The organism is Streptococcus sp. KHUD_010 (assembly GCF_040207525.1).
Lineage (GTDB): Bacteria > Bacillota > Bacilli > Lactobacillales > Streptococcaceae > Streptococcus > Streptococcus hominis.
In genome coordinates this window covers 1,248,831-1,264,589 of record NZ_CP157941.1, presented here as the reverse complement: position 1 = coordinate 1,264,589, position 15,759 = coordinate 1,248,831, and the positions used below count along the sequence as shown (strand labels likewise).

Genomic DNA, 15,759 nt, shown 5'->3' with positions numbered 1-15,759 from the left:
ATCGTATGTCAGAAGAAACTAAAGAAATGCAAGCACAAGATTATGATGCCAGTCAAATTCAGGTTTTAGAAGGTTTGGAAGCTGTCCGAATGCGTCCAGGGATGTATATTGGCTCAACTTCAAAAGAAGGACTGCATCATCTTGTTTGGGAAATTGTAGATAACTCAATTGATGAGGCATTAGCTGGTTTTGCAACACATATTCAAGTGTTTATTGAGAAAGATAATTCGATTACCGTTGTTGATGACGGTCGTGGAATCCCTGTAGATATTCAAGAAAAAACAGGTCGCCCTGCGGTAGAAACTGTCTTTACCATTCTTCATGCTGGAGGAAAATTTGGCGGTGGCGGGTACAAGGTATCTGGAGGATTGCATGGTGTCGGATCTTCTGTGGTTAATGCTCTTTCTACTCAACTTGATGTTCGGGTTTACAAGAACGGTCAAATTTATTTTCAAGAATACCGTCGCGGGCACGTCGTAGCGGATCTGGAGATTATCGGTGAGACTGATCGCACAGGAACAACTGTTCATTTTACACCAGACCCAGAAATCTTCACAGAAACGGTTGAATTTGATTTTGAAAAATTAAATAAACGGGTGCAAGAACTAGCATTTTTGAATCGTGGCCTGCGAATTTCTATTACTGATAAACGGGAAGGTTTGGAGCAAACAAAAGATTACCATTATGAGGGTGGGATTGCTAGCTATGTCCAGTATATCAATGAAAATAAAGATGTTATCTTTGAAAATCCGATTTATACAGACGGAGAAATGGATGATATTACTGTTGAAGTAGCTATGCAGTATACAACAGGCTATCACGAAACTGTCATGAGTTTTGCAAATAATATCCACACTCATGAAGGTGGGACGCATGAACAAGGTTTTCGTACAGCGCTCACACGTGTCATCAATGACTATGCCAAGAAAAATAAACTTCTGAAAGAAAATGAAGACAACCTGACTGGTGAAGATGTCCGTGAAGGATTGACAGCGGTCATCTCTGTCAAACACCCTAATCCTCAATTTGAAGGACAAACAAAGACGAAGCTTGGAAATAGCGAAGTTGTTAAAATAACCAATCGTCTCTTTAGCGAAGCTTTTTCAGATTTCCTTTTGGAAAATCCTGCGGTTGCTAAGAAAATTGTTGAAAAGGGAATTTTGGCATCTAAAGCTCGGATTGCAGCTAAGCGCGCACGTGAAGTGACCCGCAAGAAATCAGGACTAGAAATCTCCAACTTACCTGGTAAATTAGCAGACTGCTCTTCCAATGATCCGCACGAAACAGAATTGTTTATCGTGGAAGGAGATTCAGCTGGTGGTTCAGCCAAGTCTGGTCGAAATCGGGAGTTTCAGGCTATTTTGCCAATTCGCGGTAAGATTTTAAATGTTGAAAAAGCTAGCATGGATAAAATTTTAGCCAATGAAGAAATTCGTAGTCTCTTTACCGCAATGGGAACAGGCTTTGGAGCGGATTTTGATGTGAGCAAGGCTCGTTATCAAAAATTAGTCATTATGACCGATGCTGATGTTGATGGTGCGCATATCCGAACCCTTCTTTTGACGTTGATTTATCGCTATATGAAGCCTGTTTTGGAAGCAGGTTATGTCTATATTGCTCAACCGCCTATTTATGGTGTGAAAGTCGGCAGTGAAGTGAAAGAATACATCCAGCCCGGAGCCAATCAAGAAGAAGAGCTACAGTTGGCATTGGAGCGTTATTCTGAAGGGCGTTCTAAACCAAGTATTCAACGTTACAAAGGCTTGGGAGAAATGGACGACCACCAACTTTGGGAAACAACGATGAACCCAGAACATCGCTTAATGGCGCGTGTTTCAGTAGATGATGCAGCAGAAGCGGACAAGATTTTTGATATGCTAATGGGGGACCGTGTAGAACCTCGTCGTGAATTTATCGAAGAAAATGCCGTTTATAGTACATTGGACGTTTAAAAAAATCTGAAAAAATTCACATTTACCAAGAAAATTATGATATAATAATCATGATTATTTTCAAGTAATATTTTGAAGGAGTTTTACATGTCTAACGGACTAATCGTACTAATTATAGTGATAGCAGTTCTCTTGATTGTTGCTTACATAACTGCTGTCTTATTAAGAAAAAGAAATGATGCCTTGCTTGCTAAGTTAGAAGATCGCAAAGAAGAACTTTATAATCTTCCTGTAAACGATGAAGTCGAAGCGGTTAAAAACATGCATTTGATTGGACAAAGTCAAGTGGCTTTTCGTGAATGGAATCAAAAATGGGTTGATCTTTCTTTAAATTCTTTTGCAGACATCGAAAATAACCTCTTTGAAACGGAAGGTTACAATAATTCGTTTCGGTTTCTAAAAGCAAAGCATGGTATTGATAAAATTGAGAGCCAAATTGACTTGATTGAAGAAGATATTACTGCTATTCGCAATGCACTTGCTGAATTAGAAAAGCAAGAGTCTAAAAATAGCGGTCGTGTCTTGCATGCTTTGGATTTATTTGAAAAGTTGCAAGTGTCTGTGGCAAATGATACAGAAAGTTATGGTTCAGCGCTTCCTGAGATTGAAAAGCAATTAGAAAAAATTCAATCTGAATTCTCTCAATTTGTAACTTTAAACTCATCAGGAGACCCTGTTGAAGCAGCGGAAATTTTGGATAAAACAGAAGATCACATCCTTGCTTTAACGCATATTGTTGAAAAAATCCCAGAGCTTGTATCAGAATTAGAGCAAAAGTTACCAGAACAATTGGAAGATTTGGAATCTGGTCATCGCAAATTACTGGAATCCGGTTATCATTTTATTGAAACTGATATTGAATCTCGCTTCCAACAGCTGCATACTAGTTTGAAACGCAACAGTGAAAACATTGCTAGTTTAGAATTGGACAATGCACAATATGAAAATACGCAAATCCAAGAAGAAATGGATGCTTTATATGACATGTTTAACCGTGAAATCAAGTCACATAAAGTAGTTGTCAAATTAGTCAATAGTTTACCAGGTTATTTAGGTCATACAAAAGAAAACAATCAAAATCTTTTGACAGAGATTGCCCGCCTTTCAAAATTGTATCTCTTGACAGAAAGCGATACGAATCATGTTCGTCGACTTCAAAGTGAACTTTCTAGCTTAGATGATGTTGTTTTAGAAGCTATTGAAGATTCTTCAGAAAGAAAACAAGCTTATTCTGTTCTTCAAGAAAATCTTGAAACCATTCAAAAACGTGTGAAAGAAATTGAAGATGAGCAGTTAGTGTTGAGTGAAAAATTGGCTAAAATTGAAAAAGATGATGCCAATGCTCGACAAAAAGTTAACATTTATATCAATAAATTGCATACGATTAAGCGTTATATGGAAAAACGCAATTTGCCGGGTATTCCACGGAGCTTCCTGACCACTTTCTTTACTGCAAGTGATAACACAGAAGCTTTAGTAGCAGAATTGGAACAGTATCGTGTCAATATTGAATCAGTAAATCGTATGTTAGAGATTTTGACAAATGATATGAATGAACTGGAAAATGAGACTTACCGGATTGTTGAAAATGCTACTTTGACAGAGCAATTGTTACAATATTCAAATCGCTATCGTTCATTTGATGAAGGAGTTCAAACTGCCTTCAACCGTGCACTAGAGATTTTTGAAAATGACTTTGATTATCAAGCATCGTTTGAGGAGATCTCGCAAGCATTGGATGTAGTAGAACCCGGTGTAACCAATCGTTTTGTTACATCATATGAAAAAACGCGAGAAAATATCCGGTTTTAAATTAAAACAATAAAGAGACAAGGTTTCATTCCCTTGCCTCTTTTTTTATTATGTTCTTTTCGTCAGTATCGTGATGTTCGGTATAAAATTGGTGACTAAAGCAGACGGTCGTGCTCCCTAATACAATTACTTGCAAATGAATAGAATCTGGGAAGATGACATATAAGACAACAAAAAATCCCAACCATAGGCGATTGGGATTAGTCTCTTAAGAAGAGATTAATGAGTAAAAGCAACACAAACACCTTCTGGAACAAAGAAATCATGTGATAATTCTGTTAATTTTCCTGTTTCTGGGTCACGTTTGAAGACAGTCGCATTGTCTGAGTCTTGATGAGCTGCGATAATATACTGTTGATCTGGTGTAATATTAAAATCACGTGGATTTTTTCCATTAGTTGGTACGAATTCTACAAGTTCAAGTGTTCCGTCTCCTGCTACTTTGTAAACAGCGATTGAATTATGTCCGCGGTTGGATCCATAAAGGAAGCGACCGTCAGCAGATAAGCGAATAGCAGCTGTTCCATTAAATTCTGAAAAGTCTTCTGGTAAAGTGGAGATGGTTTGCAGGCGTTCAAATTGACCATCTCCATCGTAAATTAAAACTTCAATAGTAGAGTTTAATTCACAAATAAGATAAGCAATTTTGTAGTGAGGGTGGAACACAATATGACGTGGGCCAGCGCCGGGTATCGCATGATAAGTTTCTAATCGATTTAGGCGTCCATAATCACTAATTTCATATGTCACAACTTCATCAGTTCCTAAATCGCACGTAACCAGATACTTATCGGGTGTTAAATCTGCAAAATGCACATGAGCAGCAGCTTGGTTTTCATGAGGGCCGTAGCCGATATGAACATCAGAATCAACTAATTTAAGGCTGCCATTTTCTTGTCGTCTATAAACTAATACTTGTCCTTTATGGTAGTTTGCCCCGTAGACAAGGCTTCTTGCTTCATCTACACTCACATAGCATAGAGGAGCACCTTCGGCCACAACGTGATTGAGTAACTGTCCCGCTTTATTAAAGGCTGCAATGCCTCCCTCACCGTGTTCAGTTCCGACAGAATACAGGTTCTGTTGCTTGTCAAAAGCTAAATAAGTAGGATTTGGCTCTTTTGCAATAAGTGTTAAATTTGCCAGTTCTCCTGTGCTAGTATCAAAATCAGCTTTGTAAATTCCTTCTGAGCTACGACGTGTATAAGTTCCAAAATAAACTGTTTGTGTCATCATTCACCTCGAAATATTTGATACTTTCATTATAACACAAAAAGAGATGAAATGATTTTCACAAATGAAAGCTGCTATCAGTTCTATGATGAAAAAATAGATAAAAAATAGATTCGAGATAGGATGGGAACAGATGACTTTGATACAATAAAAATAGATTTGCGGGTGGTGGCGCTAACAATCAGGATTGTCTGTTTGACTTCTGAAAAATGTTTAGTTTTTTGGGAAGAAAGTTTTTATCCTGCATCACGGTTCAATCTTTGTAAGTTCACTATTTTGTTGTATAATAAAAGTAATCTTTACATTGATTAGCAGTCATTTAATTTTATATCTATATTTTAAGGAGTAAGAAATGCATAAGATTTTAGTAGTAGAAGATGACACTACGATTAATCAAGTGATTTGTGAATTTTTGAAAGAAAATCATTATGAGGTGACACCAGTTTTTGACGGGGCAGAAGCCCTACGTGAATTTGAGAAAAAATCGTTTGACCTCATCATTTTGGACGTTATGTTGCCCTCTATGAGCGGTCTGGATGTGTTGAAGGAAATCCGGAAGACGTCGCAGGTACCAGTTATGATGTTAACTGCACTAGATGATGAATATACTCAGCTGGTCAGCTTTAATCACCTTATCAGTGATTATGTTACCAAACCATTTTCGCCACTTATTTTGATGAAACGCATTGAAAATATTTTCCGGAGTACTGTGACAGAATCAGAGATTGTCGTTGGAGACTTACGTGTTTCAATTGACGATTGTACAGTTTATTGGCAAGAAGAGAAAATGTCTCCTACTAAAAAAGAATATGAAATTATCCAAGCTTTAGCTAAAAGAAAAAATCATTTGGTGACTCGGGATCAATTGATGAATACAATTTGGGGTTATAGCGAACTGGATAGTCGTGTTTTGGATAATCATGTAAAAAATATTCGGAAAAAAATTCCTGGAATACCTCTTAAAACGATTACTGGTATGGGTTATCAACTTGGAGGAGAAGAAGAGTGAGAATTGCTAAAAAGCATTTCCTTTTGACAGGAACGATTATTTTTATTGTCGTAACAACGGTTCTAGCAACACTTTATTTTGTGATGCCTGTTTATTATGAGCAAGTTAAGCACCGGGAGGCAAAAAGTGAGTTTCGTCAGATTGCACAGCAAGTCCAAGGAAAACCGTCAAATGGCATAGGAAAGCTTTTAAGTGATTATAATCGAAAGAATACGCGTGTCTGGTTTAGCTTGTTTGATTCAAAAGGAAAAGTAATTTATCCCAATCTGGATTTGACTACTGGGAAAGGTGAACTTCAGTTGACGATTTTACCGTCTGATATGAGTTTAAATGAGCAAAGCAAAAGTATCAGCAAGAAAATAAAAACAGCTGAGGGGACTACATTAACACTACAGGGTGAATATTCGCTTCAGCCTATATCAGACGCAAGTTACGTTCTTTTAAATCTCTATCCTTATATTTTGTTTTTTTCACTAGCTTTAGGTGGTGTTGCTGCTTTTCTTTATAGTCGATTTGCAACCAAACGCATTACAGATATTTCAGAGAGCACGCGAAAAATGGCAACTCTTTCTCCAGATGTGGCTTGTCCTGTCAAAGGGCGGGATGAAATTTCCACTCTCGCTCAAGATATTAACAGTCTGTATAATAATCTTTTGACAAGTATTGAAGCGCTGCGATTGGAAAATGAGAAGGTTGCTGAAAGTGAACGGGAGAAAGCAGAATTTCTACGGATGACTTCTCATGAGCTGAAAACGCCGATTACCAGCATGATGGGAATTGTGGATGGTATGATTTATGGTATTGGTGACTTCAAAGATAAAGATAAATACCTACATAAATGTCGTGAAATTTTGGAAGAGCAATCAAAACTTGTACAGTCTATCTTGGCAATTTCTAAAATTGAAATGCGGATAGAAGCGGAAGAGGAAGAATTTTCACTTAATCAGCTCTTGGAGGAAAACTTGAGCAGCTATAAGATGTTAGCTGATGTGAAAGGCTATCAATTTACTGTACAGTTAGAAGAGCTTCAAGTGCATGGCAACAAGACTTATTTGCTGAAAGCTATTAAAAATTTACTAGATAATGCTTTCCATTATACATTAGCCGGTGGAGAGATTCTTTTAATGATTAAAGACAATCAGTTAATCATTGAAAATGATGCGGAACATGTGTTGGATGAACAGCAAATCCAGCAAATATTTCAGCCATTTTATCGTCCGGATTACAGTCGTAACCGCAAAGATGGTGGAACAGGTCTGGGACTCTTTATCGTGCAACAGATTTTGGGAAATCATCATTTGCACTATCTCTTTGAAGCTGTTGATGACAAACGAATGCGGTTTACAATTTTTTTCTCAGATAAAGGAAGCTAAAAGTGGGAATCCGTTCATGAATTGAATGGATGACCGCTTTTTGTGTTTGACTCGATCGTAAGAAGAAAATTCATAAAGGACTACCCTTTCTTCAAGAATTTTTTAGTGAAAAATGCTACAATGAGATAAATAAAGAAAAGGATGTCTGTATGGAACACAAAAAGAAGGATTTCAGCCTATCATGGTTTTTTCGGTGGTTTTTAGACAATAAAGCAATTACTGTTTTTTTGGTGACCTTATTGTTGGGGTTGAATATTTTTGTATTAAGCAAAATTAGTTTCATTTTCATTCCTGTTTTAGAATTTATTGGGGTTATTATGCTGCCAGTTATTTTAGCAGGACTTTTGTATTATTTATTAAATCCGATTGTGGATTGGATGGAAAAACATAAAGTCAATCGTTTAGTTGCGATTACGATTGTTTTTATTTTGATTGCATTGCTCTTAATTTGGGGCTTGGCTGTAGCAATTCCAAGTTTGCAACATCAGATAGTCAGCTTTGTTAAGAATTTACCAGCTAATTTGAAAAAATCAAATAAAATTATTCAAGATTTTTTAGAAAAACGAATTTCTGATGATGTCAAACCTCAATTGGAAGAAATTGCGAATAATTTCTCAGATCAAGTGACAGCTTGGGCGAGTAATTTCTCATCTAAAGCGGTGAACTGGGTTAGTACATTAATTAGTACAGCTTCGCAAGTGATTGTGGCTATCATTATCATGCCATTTATCCTCTTTTATTTATTGCGAGATGGGAAAAACTTGAAATCTTATTTGACAAAATTCATACCAACTAAGTTTCGTGAGCCTGTTGGGCAAATTTTGACAGACGTCAATACACAGCTTGCCAACTATGTTCGTGGTCAGGTGACTGTTGCTATCATTGTAGCGATTATGTTTATCATTTTCTTTAAGATAATAGGACTTCGTTATGCAGTGACGCTTGGAGTAACTGCAGGGATTTTAAATTTGGTTCCCTACTTAGGAAGTTTTCTCGCGATGTTGCCGGCTCTTGTTCTGGGGTTAATTGCTGGACCAATTATGCTCTTGAAAGTCATTGTTGTCTTTATTGTAGAGCAAACGATTGAAGGGCGGTTTGTATCACCATTGATTCTCGGTAGCCAATTGAATATCCACCCGATTAATGTCCTTTTTGTCCTTTTGACATCTGGTTCTATGTTTGGTATCTGGGGCGTTTTGCTGGGAATTCCCGTTTATGCGTCTGCAAAAGTTGTGATTGCTGCTATTTTTAAATGGTATAAAAAAGTTAGCGGTTTGTACGAAGAAGAATTAGTAGATGAAACAGGAGAAGAAATTGAACAACAGTGAGAAAATGATTGCTTCTTTGCAAAAGCAGGATTTGGCGCATGCCAATAAATATTTTGAAAGAGCTCTAACAAATGATACGGAAGAAGAATTACTTGAATTAGCCGACTACTTAGAAAGTATCGGCTTTTTCCCTCAAGCTAAGCAAATTTATGAAAACTTAGCTCCCCACTATCCAGAATCCTATATTAGTTTAGCACAGATTGCTAGTGAAGATGGACAAGTGGAAGAGGCCTTTGCCTATCTGGAAGAAATTACTTCTGATAGTGACTGGTATGTGACAGCACTCTTGGTCAAAGCCGATCTCTATCAAATGGAAGGATTGCCAGATGTTGCAAGGGAAAAATTAGCCGAGGCAAAGCAATTGTCTGACGAGCCGTTAGTGACTTTTGGCTTGGCTGAAATAGATTTTGAATTGGGAAATTTCAATCAAGCTATTAAAGAGTATGCTAGCTTAGACAATCGCCTGATTTATGAGCAGACGGGTGTTTCTACTTATCAGCGGATTGGCGTTTCCTATGCAAGTTTAGGGAAATTTGAAGTAGCGATTGAGTTTTTAGAAAAAGCTTTAGAGATTGAATACGATGATGCTGTAGCCTTTGAACTAGCGACTATTTTGTATGATCAGAAAGAATATCAAAAAGCCAATCTGTATTTTAAGCAAATTGATACGATTTCGCCGGAATTTGAAAGCTATGAGTATGGTTATGCTTTGTCGCTTCATGCAGAACATCAGACGGAAGAAGCATTGCGCCTTACACAACAAGGCTTGTCGAAAAATCCATTTGATACACGTCTTTTGCTGCTAGCTTCGCAGCTCTCTTATGAGCTGCACGATGAGCAAAAGGCAGAAGATTATCTTTTGAAAGCAAAAGATAATGCGGAAGACTTGGAAGAAATTGCATTGCGTTTGTCTAATCTTTACTTAGAGCAAGAGCGTTTTGATGAAGTTTTGAAATTTGAGGAGCAAGACATAGACAATGTACTGACTAAGTGGAATATTGCGCGTGCCTATCAGGCTTTGGAACAGACAACAGCAGCTTTGGAGCGCTATCGTCTGTTGCTTTCGGATTTAAAGGAAAATCCAGAATTTTTAGAGCAATATATCTATTTGCTTCGTGAAATGGGTGAATTTGAAGAAGCAAAACACCAAGCAGAGTATTATCTTCACTTGGTTCCAGATGATGTGGGGATGCAGGAATTGTACGATAGTTTGTAAAAAGAATAACAAGCACAATCCTATAAGACGCATGGGAATTATGATATAATGATGAGCGTGATATTCAGGAAGGACGAAGAAAATGACTGAAAAATTTGGTGCTGATTTAATTGTAGATAGTTTAATTAATCATAAAGTGGATTATGTGTTTGGGATTCCGGGTGCAAAGATTGACCGTGTGTTTGATACCTTAGAGGACAAAGGTCCACAACTGATCGTGGCTCGTCATGAACAAAATGCTGCTTTTATGGCGCAAGGAATTGGGCGGATCACAGGAGAGCCGGGTGTCGTGATTGCAACGAGTGGACCAGGTGCTTCAAACTTAGCAACGGGCTTGGTTACGGCGACCGCAGAAGGGGATCCTGTACTAGCTTTAGCCGGTCAGGTCAAACGAGCTGATCTTCTCAAACGTGCACATCAGTCCATGGATAATGCTGCACTGTTTAAGCCGATTACCAAGTATTCTGTCGAAGTGCAAGATGGCAATACTCTTTCAGAAATCATTGCCAATGCGTATCGTCATGCCAAGTCAGGAATGCCGGGGGCAAGTTTCATTTCCATTCCACAGGATGTGGTGGATAGTCAGGTGCAAGTGAAAGCAATTAAACCGCTGACGGATCCGCAGTTGGGTTCTAGCTCGGTGGCTGACATCAACTACTTAGCGCAAGCGATTAAAAATGCTGTGTTGCCCGTTCTTCTCTTGGGGAATGGTGCTTCAAGTGCCAAAGTGACGGCTTCTATTCGTCAGTTATTGGAGCAAGTACAGTTGCCTGTTGTGGAAACATTCCAAGGGGCTGGGATTGTGTCTCGTGAATTGGAAGAAGCTACGTTCTTTGGACGTGTCGGACTGTTTCGCAATCAGCCGGGTGATATGCTTCTGAAAAAATCTGACCTAGTCATCGCTATCGGCTATGATCCGATTGAGTATGAAGCACGCAACTGGAATGCTGAAATTTCTGCCCGCGTTATTGTGATTGACGTAGAGCCAGCAGAGATTGATACTTACTTCCAACCGGAGCGTGAGCTGATTGGAGATATTGCAAATACTTTGGATTTATTGCTGCCAGCGATCAACGGTTATCAATTACCAGAAGGGTCGCGGGAATATCTGCAAGTTTTGCGAGATAAAATGGACGGTGATGTGAAATTTGATCGCAGCCAAACTGAAACAGGACGACTACACCCGCTGGATATTGTCGAAGTCTTGCAGGAAAATACGACAGATGATATGACAGTTACAGTAGATGTGGGTACGCATTATATTTGGATGGCACGTTATTTCAAGAGCTATGAACCAAGGCATCTGCTTTTTTCAAATGGGATGCAAACACTAGGTGTGGCACTTCCTTGGGCAATCTCAGCGGCCTTGGTTCGTCCCAACACCAAGATTATTTCTGTGTCTGGCGATGGTGGCTTCCTCTTTTCGGCTCAGGAGCTAGAGACAGCGGTTCGCCTGCACTTGCCGATTGTTCATCTCATTTGGAACGACGGGCATTACAATATGGTGGAATTCCAAGAAGAAATGAAATACGGTCGTTCATCTGGAGTGGACTTCGGACCTGTTGATTTTGTCAAATACGCAGAGAGCTTTGGTGCAAAAGGATTCCGAGCAACCTCTCCAGCAGAATTGACGCAATTACTGCAAAAAGCCTTAAAGGAAGATGGACCGGTCATCATTGACGTACCAGTTGATTACAAGGATAGCAGCACGCTGGGAGAAACGATTTTACCAGATGAGTTTTATTAAAGAAGAAGTGGGAAAGAACTCGAAATTGTTAAAAGAGTTCGTTTTTTCACTGTTTTTTCAAGGAAAGATAGTAAACATTGTCTAGGAGGAGAAATGGCAGAGCTTGTAACATTATTTCACTACAATACTTTGGGAGCTTTAATGGCGGGGCTTTACAAGGGGACGATGACGATTGAAGAATTGCTTCAACATGGCGATTTAGGGATTGGTACTTTAGACTCTATTGACGGAGAGCTGATTGTGCTTGACGGTAAGGCTTATCAAGCAAAGGGAATAGGATCAACTCCTGAAGTGATAGAAGTTTCAACAGATAGGACGGTTCCTTATGCTGCAGTGGCTTTTCACAGAGCAGAAGCGTGTTTTCGTCAGGACGTTGAGCTGACTGATGAAGCGTTGAAGAAGCGCATAGAAGCTAGCTATGTCGGGGAAAATCTTTTTCGCTCAATTAAGATTCATGGTGAATTTAGCAGCATGAAAGTGCGAATAGCTCCAAAATCCTATCCGGGAAAGAGGTTTGCAGAAATCGCAGCTCATCAGTCGGAGTATCATGCAGAACACATTTCAGGAACGATTGTTGGCTTTTGGACGCCGGAGCTGTTTCACGGTGTCAGCGTAGCTGGTTATCATCTTCATTTTCTATCTGATGACCACCAATTCGGTGGACATGTCATGGATTTTGTCATGAAAAATGGAGAGGTTGAAATCGGAACGATTGCGGCTTTGGAGCAGCGTTTTCCGGTTCAAGACCAAGATTTTCTCTCTGCAAAATTGAATGTGGCGGAGCTAAAGGAAGATATTGAGAAATCGGAATAAAAAGGCGGTGGGGTAGGTTTAAGAGACTTATCTACGCCTTAAATAGTCTGGAATAGAATACAAAGGTTGGAATTCAGTTTCCAACCTCTTTTATAGTCAGAAAAAGGTGCCAGTTAGTAGACACCTTACATCTTCATGGATTTAATTTTGGCTTCATCAGGAGTAACGCGTAGGGTATTTTGCCCTGTGTAGGTTACAAAACCAGGTTTACCACCTGTTGGCTTGTTAAGTTTTTTGACTTCAATCATATCCACCTGAACGAGATTGGACAATCTCGCCTTAGAAAAGTATGCCGCCAATTCCGCAGCATCTGTCTTGACATCATCACTTGGATGTAGATTTCCTGTGATAACGACGTGACTGCCGGGAATATCCTTGGCATGAAACCAAAGGTCCTCTTTTTTAGCCATTTTAAAGGTCAACTCATCATTTTGTAAGTTGTTTCGACCGACCAAAATAATAGTCTCACCATCAGTTGCCAAGTATTTCTCAGGTTTCTTCCGTTTTTGGATTTTCTCACGCTGACGCCGGCGAATAAAACCTGTCTGGATCAATTCCTCACGAATCTCTGTGATTTCTGTCAAGCTAGCCTGTGATAGGGCGGTTTCCACACTCTCCAAGTAGTGAATGGTTGCCTTGGTATCCTCAATCAATCCTGTCAAATGCTTGACTGCTTCCTTCAGCTTTTGGTATTTCTTAAAATAGCGCTGAGCATTTTGGTTAGGGGTCAAAGCTTTATCCAGCACAATAGTAATTTTCTCGCTTGTGTAGTAATTGTCCAGTTCTACTTGGTCTTGATTGTTGGGAACTTGGTGCAAAAAAGTAGTGAGGAGTTCTCCTTTTTGGCGAAATTCTTCAGCATTTTCAGTCGCGACTAATTCCTGCTCTTGTTTTTTTAATTTCTTGCGGTTTTTTTCTAATTCATTCTCCACTCGATGAATCAGTTCACTGGCTTGCTGATTAACACGATCGCGTTCCGCCTTGTCTTGATAGAAGTCGTCTAGCAGCTGCGATAAGCTCGGAAATTCTTTCTGACTATCCGCAAAAAGAATGGGCGCAAAGGATTTAGTTGTCAGATGAGCTTGCGTGGGACTGGCAAAGAAAGCACGGAAGGTTTTTAACTTATCACTTGTTAAGCGCTGACTAAGCTCGGTCGCTGTATCACGCCCCAAGCCTTGGAACAGCTTTTGTAAAGAACGAGCTGATAAATCCTCTGTCTGGAGAATTTCAAATAACTTTTCATCAGAAATCGTAAATGGATTACGGTTGCCTGTTTGAGGTGGAGCGACATAGGTCGAGCCCGGCAGAATCGTGCGGTAACTATTCTGCGAGAAGCCAACATGCTTAATGGCCTCAATGATATTACTACTTGCCTTGTCCATTAAGATGATATTGCTGTGTTTACCCATGATTTCGATGACTAGAGTTGCTGCCACGCTATCTCCAATTTCATTTTTATTGGAGACAGAGATTTCCAAAACTCGGTCATTGTCAATCTGTTCAATGCTTTCAATCGTAGCGCCTTGCAAGTATTTCCGCATGACCATAATGAATGTATTAGGCACTGCAGGATTTTCAAAGCTGGTATTGGTTAGTTGAATGCGACCAAAAACAGGGTGAGCGGATAAAAGCAATTTGTGATTTTGCCGATTGCTACGGATTTGCAGCACTAATTCCTGCTCAAAAGGTTGGTTGATTTTTTGAATGCGACCATATAGCAACTGTTGCCGCAATTCCTCTGTCATGTGGTGTAAAAAAAATCCGTCAAAGGACATGGTTTTCTCTCCTTGAATGATACTAAAGAAGATTATAACAAAAAATAGCAAGAAAAGGTTGGAAAATTATTGTCAGAAAAGTTTGACAAAACACTTGACATTTGTTTCAGAAACATCTAAAATAATATCAAATTAGAAAAGTAATAAAATAGTTGTTGGCAGAGAGCTTGTGGTTGGTGAAAACAAGCAGCAGCGTTTTATGAAATTGGGCTAATGGATAGAAGTTGAATTTGAAACGATAAAAATTCGGTGAGCACACCTTACAGTGCAACTTGTTGTTAGACAAGATTGAGATGTGGGATAAGTCTATTATTTTTCCCATAATTGAGGTGGCACCGCGATTTACGCCCTCACACAGGATGAACTGTGTGTGGGTTTTTCTTTTATTGTTTCAGTCTCGTTAATGGAGGTAAAAATATGTTTAAACGATGGCGACTCTGGCTTTTACTCGAATAAAAATTAGAAAATACGAAATGGAGAACAGATATGAAAAACAAACGGTTAATGGGAATGATTGCTTTTTTGGTGGTATTAGTTGTCGGAGGCATTATTTATTCTAGCGTAAATGGCGAGAAAGCGATGAAGACAAGCAATACAACAAAAACAGTAAAAGTTGGTGTGCTGCAATATGTCAGTCATCCGTCACTTGATTTGATTTATAAAGGGATTCAAGAAGGATTGGCACAAGAAGGTTATAAAGGTAAGAAGATCAAGATTGACTTTATGAATGCAGAAGGTGACCAAAGTAAAGTGGCGACGATGAGTAAGCAATTAGTTGCAAATGACAACGACGTGCTGATTGGAATCGCAACGCCTGCTGCTCAAGGTTTGGCTAGTGCAACGAAAGACAAGCCAATTGTCATGGGAGCGGTGACTGATCCAGTTGGGGCAAATTTGGTGAAGGATTTGAAAAAGCCGGGAGGCAACATTACAGGTGTGTCTGACCACAACCCAGCTCAACAGCAATTGGAGCTCATCAAACAATTAACACCGAATGTGAAAACAATCGGCGTCCTTTATTCAAGCAGTGAAGACAATTCAAAAACGCAGGTAGAAGACTTTACAGATTTGGCTGAAAAAGCAGGTTATAAAGTGCTTCCTTATGCTGTACCTTCTACAAATGAGATTGCTTCAACTATGAATGTGATGACAGGAAAGGTAGATGCTATTTGGATTCCAATTGACAACACCATTGCTTCAGCTTTTTCAACAGTCGTTTCCAGCAATCAAACGGCTAAAAAACCTATCTATCCAAGTGCGACAGCTATGGTAGAAGAAGGCGGTCTGGGCTCGGTTGTTGTCGATCAAAAAGATCTTGGAGTAGCGACTGGAAAAATGACTGCGAAGATTTTGAAAGGTGCCAAACCAGCAGACACAGCTGTTGAAATCTTTGCTACTGGCAAATCAGTTGTGAACAAAAAAGTGGCTGCTCAGCTAGGAATAACGATTCCAGATGATGTTCTGAAAAAAGCAGGACAAGTCATTAAGTAATCCGATTGAT

11 protein-coding genes and 1 other annotated feature are annotated in these 15,759 nt (G+C 39.2%); of the genes, 9 read left to right on the top strand and 2 right to left on the bottom strand.

Features of this window, described 5'->3' with window-relative positions:
• Positions 1 to 5: 5 nt before the first annotated feature.
• Complete coding sequence (gene gyrB, locus ABKA15_RS06215; protein WP_003031868.1) at positions 6 to 1,952, top strand: DNA topoisomerase (ATP-hydrolyzing) subunit B; 1,947 nt, start codon at positions 6 to 8, stop codon at positions 1,950 to 1,952.
• 87 nt (positions 1,953 to 2,039) lie between these two features.
• The gene (ezrA, locus tag ABKA15_RS06210; RefSeq protein ID WP_049513684.1) at positions 2,040 to 3,764 is read left to right on the top strand and encodes a septation ring formation regulator EzrA; all 1,725 of its coding nucleotides are present in this window, start codon (positions 2,040 to 2,042) and stop codon (positions 3,762 to 3,764) included.
• Between the two features lie 219 nt (positions 3,765 to 3,983).
• Here the strand turns inward: ezrA and ABKA15_RS06205 are convergent, their stop codons facing one another.
• A complete protein-coding gene (locus ABKA15_RS06205) occupies positions 3,984 to 4,997 on the bottom strand; it encodes a lactonase family protein (protein ID WP_049513682.1) in 1,014 nt (337 codons plus the stop codon).
• A gap of 352 nt (positions 4,998 to 5,349) precedes the next feature.
• Here ABKA15_RS06205 and ABKA15_RS06200 point away from each other — a divergent pair, with 352 nt between their 5' ends.
• The 6 genes from ABKA15_RS06200 to budA all read left to right on the top strand — a co-directional run bounded on the left by ABKA15_RS06200 (position 5,350) and on the right by budA (position 12,483).
• Positions 5,350 to 6,006: a response regulator transcription factor gene (locus ABKA15_RS06200; protein WP_049513680.1), complete on the top strand. Its 657-nt coding sequence runs from the start codon at positions 5,350 to 5,352 to the stop codon at positions 6,004 to 6,006.
• Positions 6,003 to 7,379, top strand: coding sequence for a HAMP domain-containing sensor histidine kinase (locus ABKA15_RS06195; RefSeq protein WP_049513678.1), 1,377 nt, complete (start codon positions 6,003 to 6,005; stop codon positions 7,377 to 7,379). Before ABKA15_RS06200 ends, ABKA15_RS06195 begins: the two co-directional genes overlap by 4 nt.
• Positions 7,380 to 7,528: 149 nt before the next feature.
• Positions 7,529 to 8,707 carry an AI-2E family transporter gene (locus tag ABKA15_RS06190; RefSeq protein WP_049513676.1) on the top strand — a complete coding sequence of 393 codons (1,179 nt, stop codon included), beginning with the start codon at positions 7,529 to 7,531 and terminating at the stop codon, positions 8,705 to 8,707.
• Positions 8,694 to 9,923 carry a tetratricopeptide repeat protein gene (locus tag ABKA15_RS06185; protein ID WP_106388127.1) on the top strand — a complete coding sequence of 410 codons (1,230 nt, stop codon included), beginning with the start codon at positions 8,694 to 8,696 and terminating at the stop codon, positions 9,921 to 9,923. The genes ABKA15_RS06190 and ABKA15_RS06185 overlap by 14 nt, the downstream gene beginning before the upstream one ends.
• Positions 9,924 to 10,005: 82 nt before the next feature.
• Positions 10,006 to 11,670, top strand: a complete 1,665-nt coding sequence (gene alsS, locus ABKA15_RS06180; protein ID WP_049513672.1) for an acetolactate synthase AlsS — start codon at positions 10,006 to 10,008, stop codon at positions 11,668 to 11,670.
• 93 nt (positions 11,671 to 11,763) lie between these two features.
• Positions 11,764 to 12,483: an acetolactate decarboxylase gene (gene budA, locus ABKA15_RS06175; protein ID WP_049513670.1), complete on the top strand. Its 720-nt coding sequence runs from the start codon at positions 11,764 to 11,766 to the stop codon at positions 12,481 to 12,483.
• A 125-nt stretch (positions 12,484 to 12,608) separates the two neighbouring features.
• On the opposite strand, the gene fbp62 is transcribed toward budA, so the two are convergent.
• Complete coding sequence (fbp62, locus tag ABKA15_RS06170) at positions 12,609 to 14,258, bottom strand: Rqc2 family fibronectin-binding protein Fbp62 (protein WP_049513669.1); 1,650 nt, start codon at positions 14,256 to 14,258, stop codon at positions 12,609 to 12,611.
• 118 nt (positions 14,259 to 14,376) lie between these two features.
• Positions 14,377 to 14,613, top strand: a binding site (T-box leader).
• A gap of 131 nt (positions 14,614 to 14,744) precedes the next feature.
• On the opposite strand from fbp62, the gene trpX reads away from it, so the two are divergent.
• The gene (gene trpX, locus ABKA15_RS06165; RefSeq protein ID WP_049513667.1) at positions 14,745 to 15,749 is read left to right on the top strand and encodes a tryptophan ABC transporter substrate-binding protein; all 1,005 of its coding nucleotides are present in this window, start codon (positions 14,745 to 14,747) and stop codon (positions 15,747 to 15,749) included.
• Positions 15,750 to 15,759 lie beyond the last annotated feature (10 nt).

What these genes read in the sequence shown, in the direction of transcription:
- gyrB (WP_003031868.1), top strand. Translation starts at nt 6, where the DNA reads ATGTCAGAAGAAACTAAAGAAATGCAAGCACAAGATTATGATGCCAGT.
- ezrA (WP_049513684.1), top strand. Translation starts at nt 2,040, where the DNA reads ATGTCTAACGGACTAATCGTACTAATTATAGTGATAGCAGTTCTCTTG.
- ABKA15_RS06205 (WP_049513682.1), bottom strand. Translation starts at nt 4,997, where the DNA reads ATGACACAAACAGTTTATTTTGGAACTTATACACGTCGTAGCTCAGAA.
- ABKA15_RS06200 (WP_049513680.1), top strand. Translation starts at nt 5,350, where the DNA reads ATGCATAAGATTTTAGTAGTAGAAGATGACACTACGATTAATCAAGTG.
- ABKA15_RS06190 (WP_049513676.1), top strand. Translation starts at nt 7,529, where the DNA reads ATGGAACACAAAAAGAAGGATTTCAGCCTATCATGGTTTTTTCGGTGG.
- alsS (WP_049513672.1), top strand. Translation starts at nt 10,006, where the DNA reads ATGACTGAAAAATTTGGTGCTGATTTAATTGTAGATAGTTTAATTAAT.
- budA (WP_049513670.1), top strand. Translation starts at nt 11,764, where the DNA reads ATGGCAGAGCTTGTAACATTATTTCACTACAATACTTTGGGAGCTTTA.
- fbp62 (WP_049513669.1), bottom strand. Translation starts at nt 14,258, where the DNA reads ATGTCCTTTGACGGATTTTTTTTACACCACATGACAGAGGAATTGCGG.
- trpX (WP_049513667.1), top strand. Translation starts at nt 14,745, where the DNA reads ATGAAAAACAAACGGTTAATGGGAATGATTGCTTTTTTGGTGGTATTA.